The organism is Inquilinus limosus DSM 16000 (genome assembly GCF_000423185.1).
Taxonomy (GTDB): Bacteria; Pseudomonadota; Alphaproteobacteria; order DSM-16000; family Inquilinaceae; genus Inquilinus; species Inquilinus limosus.
In genome coordinates this window covers 66,650-90,496 of record NZ_KE383985.1, presented here as the reverse complement: position 1 = coordinate 90,496, position 23,847 = coordinate 66,650, and the positions used below count along the sequence as shown (strand labels likewise).

The 23,847-nt window shown below is 71.2% G+C and carries 26 protein-coding genes; 17 read left to right on the top strand and 9 right to left on the bottom strand.

What is annotated here, in order from left to right:
• Positions 1-6: 6 nt before the first annotated feature.
• Together G537_RS40790 and G537_RS0130060 are read right to left on the bottom strand one after the other, a co-directional pair.
• Positions 7-645: a DsbA family protein gene (locus G537_RS40790; protein WP_034853511.1), complete on the bottom strand. Its 639-nt coding sequence runs from the start codon at positions 643-645 to the stop codon at positions 7-9.
• Between the two features lie 41 nt (positions 646-686).
• On the bottom strand, positions 687-1,133 hold the full coding sequence (locus G537_RS0130060) for a DUF721 domain-containing protein (protein WP_051249318.1): 447 nt from the start codon (positions 1,131-1,133) through the stop codon (positions 687-689).
• Positions 1,134-1,252: 119 nt separating this feature from the next.
• Here G537_RS0130060 and mutY point away from each other — a divergent pair, with 119 nt between their 5' ends.
• The 7 genes from mutY to G537_RS0130025 all read left to right on the top strand — a co-directional run bounded on the left by mutY (position 1,253) and on the right by G537_RS0130025 (position 6,819).
• Entirely contained in the window at positions 1,253-2,317 is a 1,065-nt protein-coding gene (mutY, locus tag G537_RS0130055) for an A/G-specific adenine glycosylase (RefSeq protein ID WP_026873195.1), read from the top strand.
• 211 nt (positions 2,318-2,528) lie between these two features.
• Positions 2,529-3,086 (top strand): NifU family protein, encoded by a 558-nt coding sequence (locus G537_RS0130050; RefSeq protein ID WP_026873194.1) that lies wholly within the window; start codon positions 2,529-2,531, stop codon positions 3,084-3,086.
• A gap of 117 nt (positions 3,087-3,203) precedes the next feature.
• Positions 3,204-4,172, top strand: coding sequence for a glucosaminidase domain-containing protein (locus tag G537_RS40785; protein WP_051249317.1), 969 nt, complete (start codon positions 3,204-3,206; stop codon positions 4,170-4,172).
• A 21-nt stretch (positions 4,173-4,193) separates the two neighbouring features.
• Positions 4,194-4,781: a malonic semialdehyde reductase gene (locus tag G537_RS0130040; RefSeq protein ID WP_026873193.1), complete on the top strand. Its 588-nt coding sequence runs from the start codon at positions 4,194-4,196 to the stop codon at positions 4,779-4,781.
• Between the two features lie 69 nt (positions 4,782-4,850).
• Positions 4,851-5,522 carry a tRNA (adenosine(37)-N6)-threonylcarbamoyltransferase complex dimerization subunit type 1 TsaB gene (gene tsaB, locus G537_RS0130035; RefSeq protein WP_026873192.1) on the top strand — a complete coding sequence of 224 codons (672 nt, stop codon included), beginning with the start codon at positions 4,851-4,853 and terminating at the stop codon, positions 5,520-5,522.
• Positions 5,522-5,983: a ribosomal protein S18-alanine N-acetyltransferase gene (rimI, locus tag G537_RS0130030; protein ID WP_026873191.1), complete on the top strand. Its 462-nt coding sequence runs from the start codon at positions 5,522-5,524 to the stop codon at positions 5,981-5,983. Before tsaB ends, rimI begins: the two co-directional genes overlap by 1 nt.
• Positions 5,984-6,021: 38 nt before the next feature.
• Entirely contained in the window at positions 6,022-6,819 is a 798-nt protein-coding gene (locus G537_RS0130025) for a M48 family metallopeptidase (protein WP_026873190.1), read from the top strand.
• Positions 6,820-6,831: 12 nt separating this feature from the next.
• Here the strand turns inward: G537_RS0130025 and G537_RS0130020 are convergent, their stop codons facing one another.
• A complete protein-coding gene (locus tag G537_RS0130020) occupies positions 6,832-7,740 on the bottom strand; it encodes a methyltransferase domain-containing protein (RefSeq protein ID WP_026873189.1) in 909 nt (302 codons plus the stop codon).
• Positions 7,741-7,810: 70 nt separating this feature from the next.
• Between G537_RS0130020 and G537_RS0130015 the strand changes: the two genes are divergently transcribed.
• The 7 genes from G537_RS0130015 to G537_RS0129985 all read left to right on the top strand — a co-directional run bounded on the left by G537_RS0130015 (position 7,811) and on the right by G537_RS0129985 (position 15,310).
• Entirely contained in the window at positions 7,811-8,563 is a 753-nt protein-coding gene (locus G537_RS0130015) for an SDR family NAD(P)-dependent oxidoreductase (protein WP_211230557.1), read from the top strand.
• Between the two features lie 81 nt (positions 8,564-8,644).
• Complete coding sequence (gene ggt, locus G537_RS40780) at positions 8,645-10,426, top strand: gamma-glutamyltransferase (RefSeq protein ID WP_034853508.1); 1,782 nt, start codon at positions 8,645-8,647, stop codon at positions 10,424-10,426.
• Positions 10,427-10,432: 6 nt separating this feature from the next.
• Complete coding sequence (locus tag G537_RS0130005; RefSeq protein ID WP_026873187.1) at positions 10,433-11,197, top strand: ComF family protein; 765 nt, start codon at positions 10,433-10,435, stop codon at positions 11,195-11,197.
• Positions 11,198-11,438: 241 nt separating this feature from the next.
• Positions 11,439-11,708: a glutaredoxin 3 gene (gene grxC / locus G537_RS0130000; protein WP_026873186.1), complete on the top strand. Its 270-nt coding sequence runs from the start codon at positions 11,439-11,441 to the stop codon at positions 11,706-11,708.
• Positions 11,709-11,727: 19 nt separating this feature from the next.
• Positions 11,728-12,579, top strand: a complete 852-nt coding sequence (locus G537_RS0129995) for a carbon-nitrogen hydrolase family protein (protein ID WP_026873185.1) — start codon at positions 11,728-11,730, stop codon at positions 12,577-12,579.
• Positions 12,580-12,589: 10 nt separating this feature from the next.
• Positions 12,590-13,249 carry a YukJ family protein gene (locus G537_RS40775; RefSeq protein WP_051249316.1) on the top strand — a complete coding sequence of 220 codons (660 nt, stop codon included), beginning with the start codon at positions 12,590-12,592 and terminating at the stop codon, positions 13,247-13,249.
• A gap of 171 nt (positions 13,250-13,420) precedes the next feature.
• Positions 13,421-15,310, top strand: coding sequence for an ABC transporter ATP-binding protein (locus G537_RS0129985; RefSeq protein ID WP_081689147.1), 1,890 nt, complete (start codon positions 13,421-13,423; stop codon positions 15,308-15,310).
• Positions 15,311-15,355: 45 nt separating this feature from the next.
• Here G537_RS0129985 and G537_RS44815 read toward each other — a convergent pair whose 3' ends face one another.
• The 4 genes from G537_RS44815 to G537_RS0129965 form a co-directional block, all read right to left on the bottom strand.
• Entirely contained in the window at positions 15,356-16,078 is a 723-nt protein-coding gene (locus tag G537_RS44815; RefSeq protein WP_051249315.1) for a hypothetical protein, read from the bottom strand.
• 101 nt (positions 16,079-16,179) lie between these two features.
• The gene (locus G537_RS0129975; RefSeq protein ID WP_245579170.1) at positions 16,180-16,872 is read right to left on the bottom strand and encodes a gamma-glutamylcyclotransferase; all 693 of its coding nucleotides are present in this window, start codon (positions 16,870-16,872) and stop codon (positions 16,180-16,182) included.
• Complete coding sequence (locus G537_RS0129970; protein WP_026873182.1) at positions 16,869-17,873, bottom strand: Gfo/Idh/MocA family protein; 1,005 nt, start codon at positions 17,871-17,873, stop codon at positions 16,869-16,871. The genes G537_RS0129975 and G537_RS0129970 overlap by 4 nt, the downstream gene beginning before the upstream one ends.
• Before the next feature lie 83 nt (positions 17,874-17,956).
• Positions 17,957-18,529, bottom strand: coding sequence for a class I SAM-dependent methyltransferase (locus tag G537_RS0129965; RefSeq protein ID WP_211230556.1), 573 nt, complete (start codon positions 18,527-18,529; stop codon positions 17,957-17,959).
• 67 nt (positions 18,530-18,596) lie between these two features.
• Between G537_RS0129965 and G537_RS0129960 the strand changes: the two genes are divergently transcribed.
• The 3 genes from G537_RS0129960 to G537_RS0129950 all read left to right on the top strand — a co-directional run bounded on the left by G537_RS0129960 (position 18,597) and on the right by G537_RS0129950 (position 21,569).
• Positions 18,597-19,016, top strand: a complete 420-nt coding sequence (locus G537_RS0129960; RefSeq protein WP_026873180.1) for a DUF1178 family protein — start codon at positions 18,597-18,599, stop codon at positions 19,014-19,016.
• 220 nt (positions 19,017-19,236) lie between these two features.
• The gene (locus G537_RS0129955) at positions 19,237-20,619 is read left to right on the top strand and encodes a UDP-N-acetyl glucosamine 2-epimerase (protein WP_026873179.1); all 1,383 of its coding nucleotides are present in this window, start codon (positions 19,237-19,239) and stop codon (positions 20,617-20,619) included.
• Positions 20,616-21,569: a Wzz/FepE/Etk N-terminal domain-containing protein gene (locus tag G537_RS0129950; RefSeq protein ID WP_026873178.1), complete on the top strand. Its 954-nt coding sequence runs from the start codon at positions 20,616-20,618 to the stop codon at positions 21,567-21,569. The genes G537_RS0129955 and G537_RS0129950 overlap by 4 nt, the downstream gene beginning before the upstream one ends.
• A 166-nt stretch (positions 21,570-21,735) precedes the next feature.
• On the opposite strand, the gene G537_RS0129945 is transcribed toward G537_RS0129950, so the two are convergent.
• Positions 21,736-22,683, bottom strand: coding sequence for an NAD-dependent epimerase/dehydratase family protein (locus G537_RS0129945; RefSeq protein WP_026873177.1), 948 nt, complete (start codon positions 22,681-22,683; stop codon positions 21,736-21,738).
• Positions 22,671-23,813: a glycosyltransferase family 4 protein gene (locus G537_RS0129940; RefSeq protein WP_026873176.1), complete on the bottom strand. Its 1,143-nt coding sequence runs from the start codon at positions 23,811-23,813 to the stop codon at positions 22,671-22,673. Before G537_RS0129940 ends, G537_RS0129945 begins: the two co-directional genes overlap by 13 nt.
• Between the last annotated feature and the right edge of the window lie 34 nt (positions 23,814-23,847).

Here is a 23,847-nt window from a genome sequence, read left to right as displayed (position 1 = left end):
TCCCGCTCAGTTGGTGGCGGCGCCCTTCTCGGCGAGCTTCCGGTCGAAGATCGCCTTGAAGGTGTCGAAGCTGGCCTCGCCCTCGAGCTTCTCGCCCTCGACCACGAAGGTCGGGGTGGCGTTGACCTGGTAGGCCGCCTGCGCGTCCTGGCCCAGCTTGATGATCGCGTCGGCGACGCTGTTGTCGGCCAGGCAGGCGTCGAACTTGTCCTTCGGCAGCCCGGCCATGCCGCCGATCTGCGCCAGGGCGGCGATCGGGTCGCTCGCCGTGGCCCAGCTCTGCTGCGTCTGGAACAGCACCTTGGAGATGTTGAAGTACTGCTCGCGCGGGGCGCAGCGCGCCATCATCCCGGCCCGCAGGTCGAGGCCGTTCAGCGGGAACTGGCGGAACACGATCTTCACCTTGCCGGTGTCGACATAGTCCTTCTCGATCTGCGGCAGGACATTGACGGTGAAGGCGGCGCAATGCGGGCAGGTGAAGGAGGCGAACTCCAGCATCGTCACCGGCGCGTCGGCCTTGCCCATCACATAGTCGGTGTCGGTGATCTTCGGGTCCCAGGCTTTGCCGGCGTCCTGGGCCGAGGCCGATCCGGCCATGAACGTCGCCGCGGCCAGCGCCAGTCCGGCGAGCAGGGTCTTCAGCATCGGATGATCTCCATCAGGATCCGGGCCTCGTTGCGCCGATGTCATCGTGGCGGCGTCCGGGCATAGAGCGCCCGGCCGAAGGCCGCAAGTCGGGATTTCCACTCGGGGTCGTCCACCGCTTCCAGCGGCTTCGCCAGCATCGCCTCCTCGCCGGGGGTCAGGGAACGGCGGCGCGGTGTCGCGGGCCGGCGGTCCAGCGGCGCCTGGACCAGCTTCAGCCGGGCGATCGCGGCATAGCCGAAATGACCGTTGATCCGCTCGATCAGCCGGTCCTGGTCGTGCTGCAGCTCCAGCGCGTCGGCCGGGTCGACCCGAAGCGCCAGGGTGCCGCCGTCGCGCTTGCCGGCCGGGAAGCTCAGCTTGTCCGGCACGGCGCGGTCGGCCCAATGGCTCCCGACCACCGACGGCCAGTCGGCGAACAGGCTGCCGATGGCGCTGCGGCCGCCGCCCAGCGCCTTGCGGGCCAAAGCGGGGACCAGGGCGGCCATGGATCGCGGATAACTCATCGGGAACTACGCTGCACGACCGGATCGAATTGCGGGACTCGGATCCCTATAGTGGCGCAACGCACCCCCGAGCGGCAACGCGAGCCATGCCCGACCCAGCCATGTCCGCCGAATTTGTCCCGGCCGATTTCGCCCCGGCGCTCCTGGCCTGGTACGACCGGCACCGCCGCGTCCTGCCCTGGCGCGCGCCGCCGGGCAAGCGGGCGGATCCGTACCGGGTCTGGCTCAGCGAGATCATGCTGCAGCAGACCACCGTGGCGGCGGTGAAGGAGTATTTCCTCGACTTCACCGCGCGCTGGCCGACCGCGGCCGACCTCGCCGCCGCCCCGCTCGACGAGGTGCTGCGCGCCTGGGCGGGGCTCGGCTACTACGCCCGGGCCCGGAACATGCATCGCTGCGCCGCCATCGTGGTTGAACGCCATGGCGGAGTGTTCCCGTCGGACGAGGCGGAATTGCGGAAGCTGCCGGGGATCGGCGACTACACCGCGGCGGCGATCGCGGCGATCGCCTTCGACCGGCCGGCGGCGGTGATGGACGGCAATGTCGAGCGGGTGATGGCCCGGATCTTCGCGGTGGAGACGCCGCTGCCGACCGCCAAGCCGGTCCTCAAGGCCCATGCGGCCGCCCTGACCCCGCGCCGGCGGCCGGGCGACTACGCCCAGGCGGTGATGGATCTCGGCGCCACCATCTGCACCCCGCGCAGCCCGAAATGCATCCTCTGCCCCTGGTCCGCGCCTTGCTTGGCCCGCCGCCGCGGCATTGCCGAGGACCTGCCGGCCAAGCTGGCCAAGGCGGCGAAGCCGACCCGCCGCGCCGTGGCCTTCTGGCTGACCGATGCGCAAGGCCACGTCCTCCTGCGCCGCCGGCCGCCGAAGGGGATGCTGGGCGGGATGATGGAGATCCCGTCCTCCGCCTGGCTCGAACAGCCGATGCCGGAGCTCGCCGCGGTGCTGGCCGAGGCGCCGGGCGGCGCCGGCTGGCGGCTGCTGCCGGGGCTGGTGCGGCACGGCTTCACCCATTTCGACTTCGAGCTGACCGTGGCGGCGGGCCGGCTGACCGGGCCGGTCGAGGGCGGAATCCTGATGCCGCCGGACCGGCTGGGCGAGGCCGGGCTGCCGACCGCGATGTGGAAGATCGCCCGCCACGCGCTGCGACATCTTGAATGACGGGACCGGCCGCCACAAATCAGCCGTAATCACCGCCCCCTTATCCGACCTCGTCGGGACGGTGAGGTTGCGCGAGCAGCGGTCCGGACGGTCGATGGCGATTGGCGCGCGACTCTGTCGCGCCCGGTTTCGTCTTGATCTTCCGGGCTGTCGTCTTCACCCTGCCGGCGCCGCGGCCCGAGGGCCGGGCATGATCGAAGGAACCGTGTCCATGTTCATCCAGACCGAGCAGACACCCAACCCGGCCAGCCTGAAGTTCCTGCCGGGCCGTGCCGTGATGGATGTGGGCACCGCCAACTTCCCGTCGCCGGACACGGCGGCGCGGTCGCCCCTGGCGCAGCGCCTGTTCGAGATCGAGGGCGTCACCGGCGTGTTTCTCGGCACCGATTTCGTGACCGTGAGCAAGGCCGACACCATCGACTGGTACGTGCTGAAGCCCTCGATCCTGGGCGTGATCATGGAGCATTTCACCGCCGGCCGGCCGGTCATCCTGGCCGAGACCGCGACGGAAGGCTCCGCGGCCCAGTCGGCTGAGGATTCCGAGATCGAAGCCCAGATCCGGGAGCTGATCGACACCCGCGTCCGGCCCGCCGTGGCCCAGGACGGGGGCGACATCATCTTCCAGGGCTACGAGCACGGCGTGGTTTATCTGCACATGCAGGGCTCCTGCTCCGGCTGCCCCAGCTCGACCATGACGCTGAAGGCCGGCATCGAGAACATGCTGCGCCACTACATCCCCGAAGTGACGGAGGTGCGCGCCGTCGCGTGACGGCGGGCTGCGCTCCACCCGGCGGCGCCCCGGACTGAGGGGCGCCCGCGGACCCGGTCGTGCCGATAGGCGGGGCGCCCGGGACCGCTGGCCCGGGCGCAACCGAAGACGAGGTCCATGCAGTTTCGCGTGTTTCGACCGGCCGCCGCCTTGGCCGGCCTTTTGCTGATCGTGCCCTTCGCCGCCCTGGCCCAGCCGGCGGCCTCCTCCTCCCGAGCGATCACCGATCAACCCCAGGCCGAGCTGCAGGTCGCCGACCTGCCGCCGGAACAGCAGCTGCTGCCGGCTTCGGCCGTGCCGCCGATCGACAAGACCTCGGACATCGTCCTCCGGGTCAACAGCGCGGGAACGCTCAGCAACATCTTCGACCACGCCGACTACACGCTCACCGAGGTGCGCGACGGCGAGGCCGAGGTGCCGCGGCTGCTGGTCGAGGTGATGCCGACCGACCTGCGCCGGCTCGATTCCACCGATCTGCGCAAGGACCTGTTCTTCAACGCCCTGCTGCCGCTGGTGCTGCGGGTCAACGAGGACATCCGCCACGACCGCGACCGGCTCCTGGCCCTGCAGGGGCTGGAGCGGCTCGGCCTCGCGCCGTCGGCGGACTCGCGGGCCTGGATCGCCGAGCTGGGCGAGCGCTATAGCGTCGCCGGCGGCGACATCGACGAGCTGCTGCTGCGGGTCGACGTGGTGCCGCCCTCCCTGGCCCTGGCCCAGGCAGCGGTCGAATCGGGCTGGGGCACCTCCTACAGCGCCCGGCGCCGCAACGCCCTGTTCGGCCAGACCGCGGGGTCGGCGGTGCGCTACGCCGCCTTCGAGCGGCTGATCGACGGCGTCGCCGCCTATGCCCGCAACCTCAACACCCACCCGGCCTATGCCGGCTTCCGCGCCCGCCGTGCGGCGCTGCGAGCTGCGCGGCAGAAGCTGGACGGCTATGATCTGGCGTCGACCCTCGGGCGCTATTCGACGCGCGGAACGGCCTATATCCGCGACGTCCGGGCCATGATCCGTGGGAACGATCTCGTCGAGCTCGATTCGGCGCGGCTTGCCGCGGATCGCGCGATAAGCTTACCTGCCGCGAGCTGAGATTTTCTGCGGCAGACGGCCATGGCGCTCGACAAGATCGCGCTCGACACGCTGTTCCGCGAGGCCCGCACCCGATGCGTGTTCCTCGACGAGGCGATCCCGGAGGCGACGCTCCGGGCGATCTATGATCTGATGAAGCGCGGCCCGACCAGCGCCAATTCCTGTCCGGCGCGGATCGTCTTCGTCACCTCGGAGGAAGGCAAGGCGGCGCTGCGGCCGGCGCTGGACCCGGAGGTGCTGGGCGCCACGCTGCAGGCGCCGGTGACCGCGATCGTGGCTTATGATTCGGCCTTCCACGAACAGCTGCCGAAGCTGCTGCCCGACGACCCGCAGGCAGCGATCCGCTTCGCCGCCCGCCCGGACCTGGCGCAGGAGACGGCGCATCGCGACGCGGCGATGCAGGCCGCCTATCTGATCATGGCGGCGCGCGGCCTCGGGCTCGGCTGCTGGCTGGTGGGGGAGTTCGACCGGGGCAAGGTCGACGCCGCCTTCCTCTCCGGCACCCGCTGGCGCTCCAGCCTCCTGGTCGACATCGGCTATGTCGACCGCAGCAAGGAATTCCCCCGCCGCCCGCGCCTGGCCTTCGAGGAAGCCTGCCGGATCGTGTGAGCGCGTGTACGGACCGAATTTCCCAATGAACAGCGCCTGGATGTCCGCTGCATATGCTGGAGCCGGCGCGTGATCGTGCTCGGGCTCGATGCCGCCGGCGCCGGTTGCGGCGTGGCGGTGCGGCGGTGCGGGCGGGTTCTGGCCGCGCGAACCGAGCCGATGGCCCAGGGCCACGCCGCCCGGCTGATGCCACTGGTGCTGGAGGTGCTGGCCGAGGCCGGGGTCGCGCCTGGAGAGGTCGACCTGTTCGGCGTCACCACCGGCCCGGGCTCCTTCACCGGGCTCAGGGTCGGGCTGGCCGCGGTCGGCGGGCTGGCGCTCGGCACCGGCCGGAAGATCGTCGGCATCCCCAGCTTCGACGCGGTGCTGGCCGATCTCGGCCCGGTCGCCGAAGGCACCGTGCTGGTGGCGCTGGACGGGCGCCGGGCCGAGCCCTTCGCCCGGCTGTTCGATGCGAGCGGAGCCCCTCTCGGCGAGCCGCTGTGCCTGCCGGCGGCCGATCTCGTCGCGCTGATCCCCCCGGGCCCCCTGACCGTCGCCGGCGACGGCGCCGGTCTGGTGCTGCCGGCCTTGACCGGCCGGCCGGATGTCCGCTGCGCCGGCCCCGCCGCGATCGATCCGGCGACCGTGGCCCGGCTGGCCGAGGAGCGCGCGGACGAGGCGCGCGAGGGCCCGCCGCCGCCGCTCTATGTCCGGCCGCCCGACGCGGTGCCGCTGGCGGATCGGGCGCCGAAGCCGTGATGCGCGTCGTCGAGGCCGGCGTGGCTGAGGCCGCGGTGTTGTCGGCCCTCTACGAGGCCGGCTTCGGCGAGGCCTGGGCGGCGGACCAGCTGGCGCAGCTCCTGGCCGGCCCCGGCGTGTTCGCGCTGATCGCGCTTGACGAGGGGGAGGAACCGGCAGGCTACGCGCTCGCCCGGGTGGCGGCGGACGAGGCGGAGCTGCTGTCGATCGCCCTCCTGCCCGGCCAGCGCCGCCGGGGCGGCGGGCGCCTGCTGCTGCATGCGCTGATCGACCGCTGCGCGGCGGCCGGGGCGGAGACGCTGTTCCTCGAGGTGGCGACGGACAACGCCGCGGCGCTCGCGCTCTACCGCGGAGCCGGGTTTCGCGAGGCGGGAATCCGCAAGGGCTATTACAAGGTCGGCGCCGCCGCGGTCGACGCCATCGTCATGAAGCGGGATCTTTTACCGACCGCCGCGGGTTGACCGCATCGAACGGACAGCAAGGGGGAGCAACACGTTCGATGTGCGAGGGTCCGATTCTGCATCGCCGCGAGATCCTGGTGGCCCTGGTCGGCGCGACCGGCACCCTGGTCGTCGGCTGCGTGCCCGGCGGCGAGGGCGGCGACTTCATCCTGGTCTCGCCGCAGCAGGAGGCCGAGCTGGGCCAGCAGACCTGGTCCAAGATCCGGGCCGAGCGGGCGGCGTCGAGCAATGCCGAGATGAACCGGATGCTCGGCCAGGTCGCCGGCCGGCTGGTCTCGGCCACCGGCGGCAACCCGGCGGAGTGGGAGTTCGTGGTGTTCCAGGGGCAGGAGAAGAACGCCTTCGCGGTGCCCGGCAACAAGGTCGGGGTCTATGAGGGCATGTTCTCCGTGGCCGGCAGCGACGCCCAGCTCGCCGCCGTGGTCGGGCACGAGATCAGCCATGTCCACGCCCGGCACGGCGCCCGCCGGATCAGCCGCAGCATGGCGGCGGAGATCGGCATGCAGGCGCTGATGGCGGCGATGCAGGCCGGCGACGTGGCGGCGACCGACCAGATCGCCGGGCTGCTCGGCGCCGGCGTGCAGTACGGGGTGATCCTGCCCTATTCGCGCGACCAGGAGCTGGAGGCCGACCGGCTGGGGGTCGAGGCGATGGCGCGGGCCGGCTACGACCCGCAGGAGGCGGTGCGCTTCTGGGAGGCGATGGCCCAGGCCGAAGGCCGCGGCGCGCCGCCGGAGTTCATGTCGACCCACCCGGCCGACGCCACCCGCATCCAGGCGCTGCAGGCCGAGCTGCCCGCCGCCATGGCGATCTATCAGGGGCAGGGACAGGCGTAGCGGCGGGCGCCGCTACTGCCGCACCGGCCGTTCCACCGTGCCCAGCGCCTCGGCCAGGGACCGGGTGGCGCTGCCGCGGGGGCGGGGCTTCGGCTGGCTCTCATGCGGCGCCCAGCCGGCCAGGAACAGCACCTCGAAGCTGGCGGGGATGCGCCCGTCCGGCTCGGCGAAGCGCTCGGCATAGCGGGCGGCGACGGCCGGCCAGAAGCCGCGCGGCGGCGTCGCCGGGTTGCGGTTCAGTCCGGCATTGGTCTCGCCCATGCCGCGCAGGTCCGCGAACAGGCGGAAGGCGTTCTCGTAGGTGACCGTCACCGTCTCCGAGTCGGCGACCGGCAGGGCGAAGCCGGCGCGCTGCAGCAGGCCGGCCGCGTCGCGCAGGTCGGCGAAGGGCGACAGGCGCGGGCTGGCCCCGCCGATCAGCTCCGTCTCCGCCTCGACCAGGGCGGAGCGCAGCTCGGCCAGGGTGCCGGCGCCCAGCATCGCCGCCAGGAACAGCCCGTCGGGCCGCAGCGCCCGGCGGATCTGCAGCAGGGCGCCGGGCAGGTCGTTGACCCAGTGCAGCGACAGGTTGCTGATCACGAGGTCGAGCGTGCCCTCGCCGAAGGGCAGCAGTTCCTCGTCGCAGGCCAGGGTCGGCCGGCCGTTGCCGGCGGCGCGACGGGCCATCGCCGGGGACAGGTCGGCCTGGACCAGCGTGTCGACCCTGCCGCCGCCCGCCAGCGCCCGGGCCACGGCGCCGTCGTGGCAGCCGAGGTCGAGCGCCATCGGGAAGCGGCGGGTGACGTCGAGCAGCCGTTCGGCCAGCATCGCCGCCACATGCTCGAACAGGAAATCGTGCTCGGCCAGCTTCGGCGCCGCACGGTCGCGCCGCCGGCGCACCAGCGTCCGGTCGAACACCATCATGCTGTCGGAATCGGTCATGACGCGCACTATAGGGGGTGCGGGTGCCGGCCGCGAGACCGGGCCGCGAGGGATGAACGCGAGGGAGCGGATGATGACGGCAGCGGACCGGCCGGTGGCCCTGGTGACGGGATCGACCTCCGGCATCGGCGCGGCGGTGGCCCGGCGGCTGGCCGCGGAAGGCTGGGCCGTGGCGCTGCATTCGCGCGCCTCCGCCGCGGCCGGCGAGGCGCTGGCGGCGGAGCTCGGCGGCGGCGCCAGCTACACCGCCGCCGACCTGGCGACGGATGAGGGGCCGCCGGCCCTGGTCCGGGCGGTGCTGGCGCGGCACGGCCGGATCGACGCGCTGGTCAACAGCGCCGGCATCACCGCCACAGTGCCGCACGCCGACCTCAAGGCGGCGACGCCGGATCTCTGGCGCCGGCTGCACCAGGTCAACGTCATCGCCCCCTGGCTGCTGGTGGCGGAGGCCGAGGCGGCGCTGCGCGAGGCGGCGGCACGCGGCCGGCCGGCCGCGGTGGTCAATATCGGCTCCCATGCCGGGGCCCGGCCGCGCGGCGCCTCGGTGCCCTATGCCGCCTCCAAGGCGGCGCTGCACCACGTCACCCGGCTGCTCGCCAAGACGCTGGCGCCGGCGATCCGGGTCAATGCCGTCGCCCCCGGCCTGGTCGACACGCCGATGACCGCGGCCTGGACCGAGGCGCAGCAGCTCTGGGCCAGCACGGCGCCGATGCGCCGGGCGGCGCAGCCGGCGGATGTGGCGGAGGTGGTGTTCGGGCTGATCCGCTCGGACTACGTGACCGGCGAGATCGTGACCCTGGACGGCGGCCTCAGCCTGACCTGACCGACCGAATCTCCCAGACAGGGGATTGGGCGCCGGCGGCTGCCGTGGAATACTCCCTTATGCGATGCGGTGAGGGAGAGAATGCGCCGGACCGGCTGGAAGCCCCTTTTTCTGCTCGGCGCGATCGGCGTCGGCCTGCTGTTCGTGGCCGCCGGCACGGTCCTGGCGCAGCCGCTCCCGGGCGCCGGCGCCGCATCTCAGGTGGCGGCAGGCCGCAGTGGCGAACCCGCGGTCCGCGCCAGGCAGTTCATGGTCGCGGCGGCAAACCCGATCGCAGCCTGGGCCGGCTACGACGTGCTGGCGGAGAACGGCACCGCCGTCGATGCCATGATCGCGGTGCAGCTCGTGCTCAACCTGGTCGAACCGCAGTCGAGCGGCATCGGCGGCGGCGCACTGCTGCTGCATTTCGACGGGCCGTCGCGCAGGCTGGTCGCGCTCGACGGGCGCGAGACCGCGCCGCGGGCCGCCGATGGCGGCCTGTTCCTCGATGCGTCGGGCCGGCCGATGCCCATCCTCGCCGCCGCGGCGGGCGGCCGGTCCGTCGGCACCCCCGGCACGCTGAAGCTGCTGCTGGAAGCGCATAAACGCTGGGGCAGGCTGTCGCTCGACCGCCTGTTCCGGCCGGCGATCGGGCTGGCCGAATCCGGCTTTCCCGTCTCCCTGCAGCTGGCGGCCCTGCTGGCCGGCGACGCGGCGGAGCGGCTGAAGCGGGACCGGCGGGCGCGCGATACCTTCTTCCCCGGCGGCCGGGCGCCGCAAGCCGGCGAGACCCTGCGCAACCCGGCCTTCGCCGAGACCCTGCGCTTCATCCTCAGCGCCGGCGACGAAGCCTTCTATCTGGGGCCGATCGGCACCGACATCGTCGCCGCGGTCCAGGGCGCCCCTGGCAATCCCGGCCGGCTGGCGCCGATCGATCTGGAGACGTACCGGGTGGTCGAGCGCCAGCCCGCCTGCATCCCCTACCGCGTCTGGCGGGTCTGCGGCATGGGGCCGCCGAGCTCCGGCGGCATCGCCGTCGGCCAGATCCTCGGGCTGCTCGAGCCCTTCGATCTGCGGTCGATGGGGCCCGGCTCGGCCGATGCCTGGCACCTGTTCGCCGAAGCCGGCAAGCTGGCCTTCGCCGACCGCGACCGCTACGTCGCCGACGCGGATTTCGTCCCGGTGCCGGTGCAGGGGCTGCTCGACACCGCCTATCTGGCCGCGCGGGCCCAGGCGATCTCGCCCGGCCGGGCGGCGCCGGCGCCGGTGGCGCCCGGCAGCCCGCCGCGGCGCGTGGAGGAGGAATGGAGCTCCGACGCCTCGGCCGAGCCGCCCGACACCAGCCATGTCTCGATCGTGGACGCCCAGGGCAGCGTCGTGTCGCTGAGCAGCACCATCGAGGGCGGCTTCGGGTCGCATCTGATGGTGCGCGGCTTCCTTCTGAACAGCGGGCTGACCGACTTCTCCTTCCTGCCCTATGCCGCCGGCCGGCCGGTGGCGAACCGGGTCGAGCCCGGCAAGCGGCCGCGCAGTTCGATGGCCCCGACCATCGTGCTGGACCGGGAGGGCCGGCCGGTGCTGGTGATCGGGTCGCCCGGCGGCGCCCGTATCAGCCCCTATGTCGCCCAGGCTATCATCGGCGTGCTCGACTGGGGGCTGGACGTGCAGCAGGCGATCGGGCTGGGTCATGTCGTCAACCGCAACGGCCCGACCGAGCTGGAGGCGGGGATGGCGGCCGAGGCGCTGAAGGATGCGCTGGCGGCGCGCGGGCACGAGGTGGTGGTGATGGAACAGGTCAGCGGCCTGCACGGCATCCAGATCGGCCCGGACGGGCTGGTCGGCGGCGCCGATCCGCGGCGCGACGGCATCGCCCTCGGCCGGTAGGCGGCGGTGCGCGCTGCCGTCGCCCCGTGGCTCAGGCGCGCCGGAACGGCCCTGCTCGACGCCGTGCTGCCGCTGCGCTGCCTGTCCTGCGGCGCCGAAGTCATGGCGCCGGGGGCGTTGTGCGCGGCCTGCTGGGCGCAGCTCGCCTTCCTCGGCCCGCCGCTCTGCCGCCGCTGCGGCCTGCCCTTCGACCATGCGGCGGCGGCCGGGGCGGGCGATGACCCGGTCTGCGGCAACTGCCTGGCGTATCCGCCGCTGTGGGACCGGGCCCGCGCCGCCTTCCTCTACGACGACCTCAGCCGCAAGCTGATCCTGGCCTTCAAGCACGGCGACCAGACCCATGCGGCTCCGGCCTTCGGCCGCATGCTGCAGCGGGCGGCAGCACCGTTCCTGGCCGACGTCGAGGTGATCGCGCCGGTGCCGCTGCACCGCTGGCGCCTGCTGCGCCGGCGCTACAATCAGGCGGCGCTGCTGGCGCTGGCGCTCGGCCGCGAAGCCGGCCGGCCGGTCGTGCCGGACCTGCTGGTCCGGCGCCGGGCGACGCCCAGCCAGGGCGGGCAGGACCGGCGGGCGCGGCGGCGCAACGTCGCCGGCGCGTTCGCCGTGCGGCCGGGCCGCGAGGCGCTGGTCGAGGGACGGCGCGTCCTGCTGGTTGACGACGTCCTGACCACCGGTGCGACCATCGACGAATGCGCCCGGGCGCTGCGGCGCAAGGGCGCCGCCGGCGTCGACGTCGTCACCCTGGCGCGGGTGCCGTCACCCGGGAGTTGAGAGTCCGGCCCGGAACTCGCCCCGGCGGCCATCTGACGCGGTTTTCTGCGCTTCCGGTGCTCACGGACTTCCATGTCCGCTGCGCTCCGGTTCCCGAAAACCACGCCAGCCGACTTACCGGAACGGATTCCGGGCCGGACTCTGAGGCGCGCTGAGGGCATGGGCGCCATTCGCCGGGCGCAGACCCCTGGCATCGATGGCGGAATGACCTCATATTCGGTGAACTCTTCGGAGGATCCGCATGCCATCCGTCACCGTCTACTCCAGCCCGTTCTGCCCGTACTGCTACATGGCCAAGAAGCTGCTGACCCAGAAGGGCGTCAGCTTCGAGGAGATCGATGTGGTGGCCGAGCCGTCGCGGCGGGAGGAGATGCGGCAGCGCGCCAACGGCCGCAACACCGTGCCGCAGATCTTCATCGGCTCGACCCATGTCGGCGGGAACGACGACCTCCAGGCGCTGGAGCGCGCCGGCAGGCTCGATCCGCTGCTGGCCGAGAGCGCGCCGGCCTAACCCGTTCCGGGGTGACCGCATGACCCGCTTCACCGCCGCCTGCGTCCAGCTCAATGTCGGCACCGAGATCGAGCCGAATCTGCAGGAGGCGGGAGCGCTGATCCGGCGGGCCCGCGACGCCGGGGCGGATCTGATCGCGACGCCGGAGAACACCGGCTTCATCGCCCAGGGCCGCGAGGCCATCCTGCAGCGCGCCTTGCCGGAGGAGCAGCATCCCGGCCTGCCCTTCTTCGCCGGTCTGGCGCGCGAGACCGGGGCGACGCTGCTGATCGGGTCGCTCGGCATCAGGCTGGCCGACGGCAAGGTCGCCAACCGTTCCTTCCTGTTCGCGCCGTCGGGCGAGATCCTGGCGCGCTACGACAAGATCCACATGTTCGACGTCGACCTGGCCGGGGGCGAGCGCTACCGCGAGAGCGCCACCTTCGACCCGGGCGACCAGGCGGTGGTGGCGCCGCTGCCCGCGGGCGGCGTGCTGGGCTTGACCGTCTGCTACGACCTGCGCTTCGCCTATCTGTACCGGACGCTGGCCCAGGCCGGGGCCAATATCCTCAGCGTGCCGGCCGCCTTCACCCGCAAGACCGGGCAGGCGCATTGGCATGTGCTGCTGCGCGCCCGGGCGATCGAGACCGGCAGCTTCGTCATCGCCCCGGCCCAGACCGGCACCCATGACAAGGGCCGCCAGACCTACGGCCATTCGCTGATCGTCGCCCCCTGGGGCGAGGTCCTGGCCGATGCCGGCGAGGCGGTCGGGGTCGTCACCGCCGAGATCGACCTGGCGCGGGTGGAGGAGGCGCGCAGCGCCGTGCCGGCGCTGCGCCACGACCGCCGCGTCGCCCCGCCCGAGGCGCCCCTGCGCGCGGCCGGGGAATAGCCCCCGGAGGATGGCGCTCGAGCGCTACGCGGTGCTCAAGGGGCGCCCGACCGACCGCCGCCTCGCCGCCGAGGGATCGAACCACTATCACATCCGCGTTCACGACGGCGGCCGCGACCACCGCGTCGCGGTCAACGTCCATGGCTCGTCCTGGCCGTCGGCGGTGGAATACGCCCTCGACGCCGACTTCGCGCATGCCCTGACGGACCGGATCGCGGCGCTGCCCTTGGGTCTCACCGCGATCGCGAAAGGGAAGGGCCTCGACTATGTCCGCGACGGGCTGTTCGACCGGTCGCACATGCGGCCGCTACCGGCGTCGCGGCCGGGGCCGGACAACGACCTGAACGAGAAGATCGACCGCATCGTCGCCCGCGCGATCGCCGAGCCCGACGCCATGCTCTACGCCTTCGGCGAGCCCTTCGGGCCGGATCCCGTCGCCGATCACGGCTTCGGCTTCATGCCGTCGCGCGGCATGCACAACATCCACATGAACCAGGGCAGCCCGGAGGAGCGGTTCCGCAGCGACAACGGCACCGGCCAGGACGGCGCCCTCTTGATCGCCTTCCCGCAGGGGCGCTGGGCGGCGCTGTTCCTGAAGTTCCAGTCCCAGGCCTGGCGCACCGACGACGCCACCGGCCATCCGCGCCTTGCCCGGCGGCCGCGGGACTGATGCCGGCCGGTCACACCGAGGCAAATTGATCACAGGATCGGCAGATCGGCGTTGCCCGATCCGGGTCGCTGCCGCATAGTCCGGCCCCGAACGATCCCCAGGAGGGCGAGATGACGACCTTCATGTCCAAAGAGAAAGGAGTGACCACCCACCACCAGGACATGAAGCCTCATGTTGTCCCGACTTCGGAGGTCGCCGGCGCATCAGGACGCCGCACTTAGCGGCCTCGCCTTCCGGCCGCGCCGCGCGGCCGACGCCTCCCGCTTCCCCCTCGCCTCACCGCCGGCGCGCCGGTCCGGCCGCGACGTGCCGCGCGATGTCGCCTGGGCGCGGATCCGCAAGTTCCTCTCCTACTACCGGCCGCACATCCCGCTGCTGGCGGCCGACCTGTCCTGCGCCTTCGTCGTCTCGGCGACGGCGCTGATCCTGCCGCTCGGCGCTAACATCGTCACCAAGCGGCTCACCGGCCTGGGCGACGTCCCCGGGGCGCTCGAAGAGGTCTACATCCTCGGCGCGGCCATGCTCGCCGTGGTCGTCCTGCAGGCGCTCAGCAACCTGTTCGTCGACTACCAGGGCCATGTCATGGGCGCGAAGATGGAAAGCGCCCTGCGCCGCGAGCTGTTCGCGCATCTGCAGAAGCTGTCCTTCGGCTTCTACGACCGCGAGCGGGTCGGGCAGCTGATGAGCCGCATCACCAACGACCTGTTCTCGCTGGGCGAGCTCTATCACCACGGGCCGGAGGACCTGGCCATCGCGGTGCTGAAATTCGCCGGGGCGCTCGCCATCCTGGCCTGGCTCGACCCGCCGCTGGCCCTGATGATCCTGGCGGTGCTGCCCTTCGCGGTCGCCTATGCGCTGCACTTCAACCGCCGCATGAACCGGGCACTCCTGCTCAGCAGGCAGCGGATCGCGGCGGTGAACGAGCGGGTCGAGGACTCGCTGGCCGGCATCCGCGTGGTGCAGTCCTTCGCCAACGAGGAAGTCGAGAATCGCCGCTTCGAGGAGCAGAACGCCGCCTTCCTCGACAGCCGCCGCGCCGGCTACCGCAGCGAGGCCTTCTTCTCGATGGGCACGGAGACGTTCCCGCAGCTCATCACCGTGATCATCATCGTCGCCGGCGCGGTCAGGGTCGCGGAGGGGCAGCTCGCCGTGGCCGACATGCTGACCTTCCTGCTCTGCGTCGCGGCGCTGGTCGACCCGGTGAAGCGGCTGGCGAACTTCGCCCGGCTCTGGCAGGAGGGCTACACCGGCTTCACCCGGATGATGGAGATCCTGGAGGTCGAGCCGGAGATCCAGGACCGGCCCGGCGCGGTCGAGCTGGCCCGGCCGCGCGGCGCGATCTCCTTCCGCGATGTCGGCTTCCGCTACGAGGACGACAGGCCGCATGTGTTCCAGGGCCTGTCGCTGGACATCCGGCCCGGCGAGTTCGTCGCCCTGGTCGGGGCCTCCGGCGCCGGCAAGAGCACGCTCTGCGCCTTGATCCCGCGCTTCTACGAGGCGACGGAGGGGCGGATCCTGATCGACGGCACGGACATCCGCAACGTCACCCTGGCGTCGCTGCGGCGCGCCGTCGGGGTGGTGCAGCAGGACGTCTACCTGTTCGCCGGGACGGTGGCGGAGAATCTGCGCTACGGCCGGCCGGAGGCGACGCAGGAGGAGATCGTCGCAGCGGCGAAGGCGGCCAACGCGCACGACTTCATCATCGCGCTGCCGGACGGCTACGACACCGATATCGGCCAGCGCGGCGTCAAGCTGTCGGGCGGCCAGAAGCAGCGGCTGACCATCGCCCGGGCCTTCCTGAAGGACCCGGCGATCCTGATCTTCGACGAGGCCACCAGCGCCCTCGACAACGAGAGCGAGCGGGCGGTGCAGCAGGCGCTGCTGGACCTGGCGCGGGACCGCACGACTCTGGTCATCGCCCACCGGCTGTCCACGGTGCGCCATGCCGACCGCATCCTGGTCCTGACCGACCAGGGCATCGCCGAGCAGGGAACGCATGAGCAGCTACTGGCCGCCGGCGGGGTCTATGCCGGCCTCTACCGGGTGCAGGCCAGCTTCTAGGACGGCGTCGGGGCGCGACGGTGCCGTCGCGCCCCGCCAGCCGGATCAATCGAACGGACGGAAGCCCTGCCGGGCGAGGGAGCGGTCGGTCTCGTCGACCACGCCGTTGCCGTCGACGTCCAGATTGGCCGATTCCCAGTCCCCGGCCGGGCCGGTGCCGGGCTTCACCGCCGCGGTCCGCTCGGCCAGCTCGGCCTCCAGGGCATCGATGACGTGCGGATCGGCGGTCGGGTCGGCCTCGAGCGCCGCGATCCGGTCCTCCAGCGCCCGGATGCCGGTCTCCTGCGGCGTGCCGAAATTCGCCTGCATGGCGCCGACCCGGGCGCCATAGCCCAGCTCCTTGGACAGCCCGACCATGGTCGATACCCGGGCGCCATGGTTCGGGAACGCCGCGGTCTCGACCTGGCGGGTCCGGCCCGGGCGGGTCACGGCGACATCGGTGTCGTCGTCGAGAGCGGTGGCGGCCGACGTCGCGGACGATCGCCCGCGGGCGCTGTCGGCGCTCTTGCCGCGGTCGCTTCCGGCATCGCTCTTGCCGCCGCCATTGCCGCCGGCGTTCCCACCGCCGTTGCCGCCACCGTTCCCACCTCCGTTGCCCCCGCCGTTCCCGCCTCCATGCCCGCCGCCATTCCCGTCCTTGACGGTGATGAGCATCGGGTCCGCCTTCGAAGGGCCGGCCAGGGTCCAGGTCGCCGCGGTCGCGCCGGACGCGTAGAGCAGGCCGAGCGCCAGGGCGAAGGGAAGGGTCGTGCGCGAGGAATGGCGCATGGGGATCTCCGGGTTGTGATGCGGGCGGTCAGGCCGCCCGGCTCACGACACAGGACGATCGAGACGCGCCGGCTATTCCCGGGATCGGCGGATCGCCCGGCTCAGCCCCCGTCGATCGCCGCGATCCGGCGCCGCAGCGCCTCGAGGCCGTGATCGCGGATGCCGAGCTCGACCAGATGTTCGAGGGTCGAGCGGAAATAGTCCTGGCAGCTGCCCAGCTGGCCATGGGCCCCGGCCACGACCCGGGCCGTCTCCTCCTCGCTCAGCCGGCCGGCATAGCGCGGCTGGGCGCGGTTGATGGTGAAGGCGATCGCCCGCACCGGGCCGTCCGGCGTCGTCGCCGTCACCCAGCGCGGGACGTAGGAGGCGGTCACCATCTCGCGCCGCCAGATCAGGTCCAGCTCCTCCTCCACCGCCGCGGCGGCGATGCGGAACACGACGCCGCGGCAGGTGCCGCCGCGGTCGAGGCCCAGCACCAGTCCCGGCCGCTCCGGCGTGCCGCGACCGAGCGAGGTCCACAGGCAGAAGCGGCGATGCCAGCCGTGGATCACGCCGGTGCGGCGCTCGACGAAATGGAAGGCGGGGTTCCAGATCAGCGAGCCGTAGCCGAAGACCCAGACGTCGCCGGCCGCGCCCTCCGCCGCCAGCATCGCCCGGCGCGATTCGGCCAGCGCCTCGAAGGACAGGACCTCCGCCGTCGGGTCGCCGGCCGCGATCATGCGCTGCAGGATGCCGTTCTTCAGCGATTCGCGGGTGATGGCGGCCGGCTCGGCGACCGACGGCACCTCGCTCACGGCGTCTCCCACCGGCCGGACAGGGCGGAGCGGAAGACGGCGTCGATCACCTGCATGTTGGCCAGCGTGTTCTCCAGCGGCACCGGCTGCTCCGTGCCGGCGAGGATCGCTTCGGCGAAGGCGCTGGCGGCGACGCCGTACTGGTCGCAGACCGGGACCTCGATCGGCCTGATGCCCTCGCCGGACAGGCTCGACCCGTCGTCCAGCAGCAGGCGGCAGGGCCGGTCGTTCGGGGCGTTGAACGGGATCTCCACCTCGATCCGGCCCTTGGTGCCCAGGAACTGCATGCGCTGATAGCCGGGGATCTGGGTGGAATAGACGAAGCTGGCCTGCACCCCGTCATAGTCCAGGAGAACGCTGCCCAGCCGGTCGATCTTGAACACCGGGTCGCGGTCCAGGAGCGACACCACCCGGCGCGGCTCGCGCCCGGTGATGAAGCGCGAGGTGGTGATCGGGTAGCAGCCGATGTCCAGGAGGCCGCCGCCGCCGATATCGGCCTTGTTGCGGATGTTGTTCGGGTCGATGTTGCGGTAGGTGAAGGCGCCGGTGACGGCCCGCAGCTCGCCGATCGCGCCCTCCTGCACCAGCTCGCGCACCTTCAGCCATTGCGGATGGGTGCGCACCATGAAGGCCTCCTGGATGCGCCGGCCGCTCTTGTCGCGCGCCGCGATCAGCCGCCGCGCCTCCTCGGCGTTCAGCCCGATCGGCTTCTCGCACAGCACGTGCTTGCCGGCCTCGGCCGCCTTGATGGTCCATTCGACATGCAGGTGGTTCGGCAGCGGGATGTAGACCGCGTCGATCTCCGGGTCGGCCAGCAGCGCCTCGTAGCTGTCATAGGCCACCGGCAGCCCGTATGTCGCCGCCGCGGCCGCGGATTTCTCCGCCGAGCGCGAGGCGATCGCCTTGACCCGGCAGTGCCGGGCACGGGTCATCGGCGGGACGACCTTGTCGTTGATCTTGGCGGCGCCCAGCACGCCCCAGACGATCGTTCCTTCGGCCACGCCTGTCTCCTCTCGGCTGCAAATGCCCGACGTTTTCGCAGATCCGGGCGATCGTACCGGCTCCGGATGCCGATGAGGAGCGCTCAGGGCGCAGGCAAAGGATGCGGCTCGGGCGACCCGTCCAGCGCCGGCACGGGTGCCAGGTCGGCGACGGCGCAGATCCGCTGCACCACGGCGGCGCGGGGCGAGGCGACCTCGCCGTGCTCATAGGCGATCACCTGCAGCCGACCCGCCACGGCGTCGACCAGCTCCCCGGCCTTGAGCAGATAGGCGGGGGTGGAAGGCCGGCCGAAGCGCTGATTGCCCTGGGCGAAGGTCTCGTAGATCAGCACGCCGCCCGGGGCCAGCGCATCGATGATCACGGGCAGCAGCGGCCGGTGCAGGTAGTTGGCGACGACGATGCCGGCGAAGCGGCGGCCGGCGAAGGGCCAGGGGCCGCCCTCGATATCGGCCTGCAGGATCTCGATCCCTTCCGCGCCGGCCAGATCCGCCACGCCCTGCAGGTCGATGTCGACGCCGGCCACGGCGTGGCCGCGGGCCCGGAAGTGCCGCAGATGGCGGCCGCTGCCGCAGGCGAGGTCCAGCACCGGCGCGGCTTTCGGCACCAGCGGGGCGAAGCGCGCGACCCAGGCGGACACAGGGGGGATATGCAGCATTTGAGACGTCATTTTCTTTGCGGCCCGGAACGGACCATCGTATGACGAAAGCGGAGCATGGAATGCGATGATCCTGTACGAATTGCGATGCGAGGCCGGCCACGGCTTCGAGGCCTGGTTCCGGAACAGCGACACCTATGACACGCAGGTGGCGGCGGGCGAGGTCAACTGCCCGGTGTGCGGCAGCAGCTCGGTGCAGAAGGCGCTGATGGCGCCGGCGATCGCCAAGCGCCCGGCCGAGGACGGCCGGCGGCCCCACACCACCATGGCCGAGGCGCGCCGCCAGCTCGAGGCCCTGCGCCGCAAGATCGAAGAGAATTGCGAGTATGTCGGCGACCGTTTCGCCGAGGAAGCGCGCAAGATCCACTACGAGGAAGCCGGGCATCGCGACATCTACGGCGAGGCGACCGAGGCCGAGGCGCGCGAGCTGGAGGAAGAGGGGATCGGGGTCGCCCGCATTCCCTGGGTATCGCGGACCGATTCCTGATCCGCGCCGGCCGGATCGGCCCGCCACTACCCTGATTTGATCGGGCCGGCGATTTCTTCCCGCCTTCCGTGCCGTGGTCTCTTGTCACCGTCCCCGCTTGCGGTTAGTGGGTTATGTGCCGTCGGCCGTCGCGGAACCGCGTCGAGTCGCCGGCAGCCTGTCCTCGGACGCATGGCGCGGAATAATGAATATATGCCTTTTATCCAATAATTACCGTACGATGTTGTTCGAGAGGATCGGGCGTGGCCTCGAACGGAAGGGGGTCGGGGTCACTTGGATCGCGGCCAGCCGCCGATGGGCGGACGCGCTGATCCGGGAAGGCTGGCAGCCGGATCGGATCCTCTGCCTCGCCGATTTCAAGGAGGAATGGCGCCGGGCGTTGCCGACGGATCCGGCCGATCCGGGGCTGACCGAGCTCGAGGCCGGCGGTCTCGCCGCCAACGAGGTGATCCTGATGGATCGCGAGCTGCGCAAGCGGCCCTACGCCAAGGCCTATCTGGCCGTGGCCGCGCGGGAGATCTCGCGCTTCCTCCGGCGCCACGACATCCACGCCGCCTTCGGCGAGCAGACCTGGGCGTTCGAGCTGGCCACGACCCAGCTGTGCAGGGCGCAGGGCCGGCTCTATCTCTCGCCGTCGACGGTCCGGGTGCCGTCCGACCGCTTCGGCTTCTTCACCGGCTACGACCAGGCCGAGGTCTTCGAGATCCGCAAGCCGGACCGGTCGGACCGCGAGGCCGCCGAGACCATCCTGGAGGCGCTGCGCAGCCGCGCCTACCGGCCCTACTACTTCCACATCAACAACAAGATCCGGTTCTTCCGCAGCCACTGGCTCGCCGAATCCGTGGTGCAGGCCTTCTCGAAGGCCACGGAGGGCGACGAGACCCTGCCGACCCTGGCGCACCGCTCGCGCTGGCGCTTCAACCGGATCGTCAACACCTACCGCACCCGCTGGAAGAAGCCTTTCGAGCGCGACGGCATCCCCGGCCAGCGGCCCTTCGTCCTGGTCACGCTGCACATGCAGCCGGAAGGGTCGATCGACGTCTTCGCCCATCGCCATGCCGACCAGATCGAGAATGTCCGCGCCCTGTCGCGGGTGATCCCGCATGGCTGGGAGATCTACGTCAAGGAGCATTCCAACGCGATCGGCTTCCGCGCGCCGCACTATTATGACGAGCTGCGGCGGATCCCGGGCGTGCGCCTGATCGACCCCTACGCCGACACCTTCCGGCTGATGGAGGCGGCGCGGCTGGTGCTGTCGCCCTCGGGCACCGTCTGCCTCGAGGCCGGCCTGCTGGGCCTCAAATCCGCGACCTTCGCGCCGATGTACTTCGCCCCGGTGATGTCGCCGGGCACGATCGACCTGTCGACGCTCAGCCGCGCCGCGTTCGAGCGCCTGCTGCAGCGCGACGACCGCGACGGCCGGGCCGATCCCGCCGCCTTCCTGAGCTGGCTCCACGCCCAGTCCTTCCCGGGCCGGGTCGGCGACCCGATCCACGACCCGGGCAGCACGACCGAGGAGAATGTCTCGGCCGTGGTCGACGGCTTCATGGCGGCGCTCCGGGTCGTGGAGGCGCGTCGGCAACCGAATGCGAGTGCGGCATGACCGTCGCCACCCACCATCTGCTCGACCCCGCGCCCAGCGCGACCGACGCCGCGCCGGAGAGGATCCGCTCGAGCGAATCCATCGCCCAGGAGGTGATCGCCTCGACCTGGCGCCATCGCTGGCTGGTCGCCCTGACCGTCCTGGTGGCGCTGGGCCTCGGCGGCCTCTGGATCATGATGTCGCCGACCCGCTACACCGCGCGGCTCGTGGTCATGCCGACCGAGGCGTCGCAGCAGCTGTCCGACCTGCTGCGCAACGCCGGCGCCTCGATGATCGCCAACTCGCTCAGCAGCCTGACGGGCACCGAGCAGATCACCTATTTCGACCGCTTCTCCAAGCAGCTCACCTCGGTGAGCACCGCGACGGCGCTGAAGCAGCATGCCGGGCTGGTCGAGAGCCTGATGAATCTGCGCTGGAACGACGAGCGCAAGATCTGGGAGAGCGCTTCGGTCCTGACCCCGGTCAAGGCCGCCCTCGGCCTCGACACCGGCGTCGACACCAGCGCCCAGGCGGTCGCCGAGTTCCTGCGCCGGAACCTCAATCAGGAGCAGGACCGGGATTCGCCGATCACCACCCTGTCGATCGACGCCGAGGATTCCGAGGTCGCGCGCCAGACCCTGGGCTATCTGCACCGCTACAGCGACGACCAGATCAAGCAGGCGATCTACCAGCAGACCCAGAGCAAGCTCGAATATCTGCAGCGGCGGCTGCAGAACGTCACCGTCAACGACTATCGTCAGACCCTGATCGGCCTGATCCTGGATCAGGAGAAGATCCTGATGCTGATCCAGCCGAACCTGCCCTTCGCCGCCGAGGCGCTGGAGGAGCCGGAGGTGCTGTCGGAGCCGACTTCGCCGAGGAAGGGCCGTATCCTCGCCCTCGCCGGGCTGCTCGGCCTCCTGCTGGGCGCCGCCATCGCCTTTCGCCTCGACCGGAATCGCCGGGGCTGAGCCCGGCGATCTTCACCGGAGGTCGTCCGGGCGCGGCAGAGCGAGACCGTCATCGCGAGGCGCGAAGCGCCGTGGCAATCCAGCTTTGCCGCTGGATCGCCACGCCCTTCGGGGTCGCGATGATGACGATCGGCTCGCCCGTATGGGGCCCGGACGTCGCCGGGGATCAGGCGATCAGGCGCAGCTCGGCGCCGAAGGTGTGCTGTACCAGATCGCGCAGCCCCTCCTCGAGCGACCATTTCGGGGCCCAGCCGAGCCCGGCGCGGATCTTGGTGGTGTCGGCGGAGAGCGACGGGCGGTCGAACTTCCGGAACTGCTTCTTGTCCTCGACGATCGGCCGGGGGTCGCCGACCAGGCGCCGGATCGTCTCGACCACGTCGCGCACCGGCGTCGGCACCGAGGAGGCGACGTTGAACACCTCGAACCGCCCGGTGTCCTGGAACAGGGCGGCGATCGCCGCATCGGCGATGTCGGAGACGTGGATGAAGTCGCGGGTGGCGCCGAGATAACCCATGCGGATCTCCGGCTGCGACGGGTCGCGCATGCGCTTCAGGGCGTCGGGAATCAGGTGCGGGTTGGTTTCGCCCGGGCCGAAGGCGTTGGCGAAGCGCAGGGCCACGCCGGACAGCCGGTCGTTGGTGCGGGTGGCATAGGCGAGCAGATCCTCGCCCAAGAGCTTCGACAGGCCGTAGGCGTTGACCGGGGCGGCCTGGTCGGTCTCGCGATGGACCCGGTCGACCGGGGCGTAGACATCCATGGTCGAGGCGAAGACCACCTTGCGCGCCGGGGTCCGCTCGAGCGAGCGCAGCACCAGCTCGGTGCCCCGGACATTGGTGGCGAAGGTCTCGTCCGGATGGGCCATGCAATAGGGGATGAAATGGATCGCGGCGAAATGGATCGCCCCGTCCGGCTGGAACTCCTCGACCAGCTCCAGAAGCTCGGTGCTGCCGCAGGTGCCGATGTTGAGGCGCTTGAACACCGCCTCCTCGGGCAGGGAGCTTTCGCGGCCGAAGGACAGGTTGTCGACGGCCAGGATCTCATGGCCTTCCCGGGCCAGGCGCCGGGTGATTTGGCTGCCGATGAAACCGGCCGCGCCCGTGATCAGAATGCGCATGAATCCTGGACCTTCATTCTTGAAATTCCAGCCACGGCCCGGCTCTCGATCTGCTCCGCGAGCGCCTGCCAATCCAGTTCATCGGCGCGGGCCAGGCCGCGCCGGGACAGATCATCCCAGCCGTCGGTGACGGCGATCAGGCCGTCGGCGAAGGCGTCGACCTCCGGCGCGGTGACGACGCCGCAGCCGTAATGCTCGACGACGTCGGCGGTGCCGTTCTCGAGAAAGCGCGCGGTCACGGTCGGCAGACCGCTCGCCATGGCTTCGGCGACAATACGGGGAAAGCCCTCGCGCCGGCTCGTGATCGCCAGGAGCCTGGCGGTACCGAGCAGCTCGATCTTCTGCTGCTCGCTGACCGGGCCCAGGATCCGGATCTGGCCCGCAGCCGGCGAGCCGGCGGCATGGGCGCGCAGCGCCGGCAGCTCCGGGCCGTCCCCGGCGATCACCAGCTCGTCATCGCCGAGCGGCCCTTGCCGGTTGTGGCCGGCCGCCTTCAGCCGGGCGAAGGCGTCGATCAGGAAGGTCAGGTTCTTATGGGCGGTGATGCGGCCGAGATAGAGGATGCCGCGGCGTTCGGAGGCCGGCAGGCTGCGATAGGCAGCGCGGCGGATGCCGCTCGGCAGATAGAAGACCGGCCGCCCGGACGCGGCGCCGATCCGAGCGCAGACCGCCGGGCCCACGCCCATGTTCTGCCCGCTCAGGCGGGGCAGCATCCATTGCATCAGGCGGTAGAAGCCGGCGTCGCGCACCTCGCACCAATCGAGGATCGCGCGCTGCCGGGCGCTGCGCGGCGCGAAGGCGATATGGGCCAGGGGCCATTGGTTGAACAGGCTGAGGTCGAAGCTGCGCGATTTCAGAACGCCTCGCACCCAGGTTGCATACTTTAATATGGTAACCGGATTCCGAGGTACTAGGCGCGACTGCGGCCTCTGGTAGTGCTCGTCCACCGGAAACCGATGCACCTCAATACCGTTCAGGGTCTCGCGATTCAGCAAATCTCTTTTGTGCGCTATACAATATACTGAGACATTGTGGCCGCGCTCTCGAAAGACTTGTGCGAGTTCGGCAAAGCGAATTTCCTGTCCTCCAATGCTCGGAGGATACAACTCGGTAAAAATTCCGATATTCATCCCGGCCACCAGCAGGCGCGCATAAAATAGAATG

Bases quoted from the DNA above. Each gene is read 5' to 3' on its own strand.
- rimI (WP_026873191.1), top strand. From the start codon at position 5,522: ATGCGCGTCGTCGAGGCCGGCGTGGCTGAGGCCGCGGTGTTGTCGGCC.
- G537_RS40790 (WP_034853511.1), bottom strand. From the start codon at position 645: ATGCTGAAGACCCTGCTCGCCGGACTGGCGCTGGCCGCGGCGACGTTC.
- ggt (WP_034853508.1), top strand. From the start codon at position 8,645: ATGCGCCGGACCGGCTGGAAGCCCCTTTTTCTGCTCGGCGCGATCGGC.
- G537_RS0130015 (WP_211230557.1), top strand. From the start codon at position 7,811: ATGATGACGGCAGCGGACCGGCCGGTGGCCCTGGTGACGGGATCGACC.
- G537_RS40775 (WP_051249316.1), top strand. From the start codon at position 12,590: ATGGCGCTCGAGCGCTACGCGGTGCTCAAGGGGCGCCCGACCGACCGC.
- G537_RS0129965 (WP_211230556.1), bottom strand. From the start codon at position 18,529: ATGCTGCATATCCCCCCTGTGTCCGCCTGGGTCGCGCGCTTCGCCCCG.
- G537_RS0129985 (WP_081689147.1), top strand. From the start codon at position 13,421: ATGTTGTCCCGACTTCGGAGGTCGCCGGCGCATCAGGACGCCGCACTT.
- G537_RS0129955 (WP_026873179.1), top strand. From the start codon at position 19,237: ATGTTGTTCGAGAGGATCGGGCGTGGCCTCGAACGGAAGGGGGTCGGG.
- G537_RS0129950 (WP_026873178.1), top strand. From the start codon at position 20,616: ATGACCGTCGCCACCCACCATCTGCTCGACCCCGCGCCCAGCGCGACC.
- G537_RS0130025 (WP_026873190.1), top strand. From the start codon at position 6,022: ATGTGCGAGGGTCCGATTCTGCATCGCCGCGAGATCCTGGTGGCCCTG.
- G537_RS0130040 (WP_026873193.1), top strand. From the start codon at position 4,194: ATGGCGCTCGACAAGATCGCGCTCGACACGCTGTTCCGCGAGGCCCGC.
- G537_RS44815 (WP_051249315.1), bottom strand. From the start codon at position 16,078: ATGCGCCATTCCTCGCGCACGACCCTTCCCTTCGCCCTGGCGCTCGGC.
- G537_RS0130050 (WP_026873194.1), top strand. From the start codon at position 2,529: ATGTTCATCCAGACCGAGCAGACACCCAACCCGGCCAGCCTGAAGTTC.
- mutY (WP_026873195.1), top strand. From the start codon at position 1,253: ATGTCCGCCGAATTTGTCCCGGCCGATTTCGCCCCGGCGCTCCTGGCC.
- G537_RS0130020 (WP_026873189.1), bottom strand. From the start codon at position 7,740: ATGACCGATTCCGACAGCATGATGGTGTTCGACCGGACGCTGGTGCGC.
- G537_RS0129945 (WP_026873177.1), bottom strand. From the start codon at position 22,683: ATGCGCATTCTGATCACGGGCGCGGCCGGTTTCATCGGCAGCCAAATC.
- G537_RS0130060 (WP_051249318.1), bottom strand. From the start codon at position 1,133: ATGGCCGCCCTGGTCCCCGCTTTGGCCCGCAAGGCGCTGGGCGGCGGC.
- G537_RS40785 (WP_051249317.1), top strand. From the start codon at position 3,204: ATGCAGTTTCGCGTGTTTCGACCGGCCGCCGCCTTGGCCGGCCTTTTG.
- grxC (WP_026873186.1), top strand. From the start codon at position 11,439: ATGCCATCCGTCACCGTCTACTCCAGCCCGTTCTGCCCGTACTGCTAC.
- G537_RS0129960 (WP_026873180.1), top strand. From the start codon at position 18,597: ATGATCCTGTACGAATTGCGATGCGAGGCCGGCCACGGCTTCGAGGCC.
- G537_RS0129995 (WP_026873185.1), top strand. From the start codon at position 11,728: ATGACCCGCTTCACCGCCGCCTGCGTCCAGCTCAATGTCGGCACCGAG.
- G537_RS0129940 (WP_026873176.1), bottom strand. From the start codon at position 23,813: ATGAATATCGGAATTTTTACCGAGTTGTATCCTCCGAGCATTGGAGGA.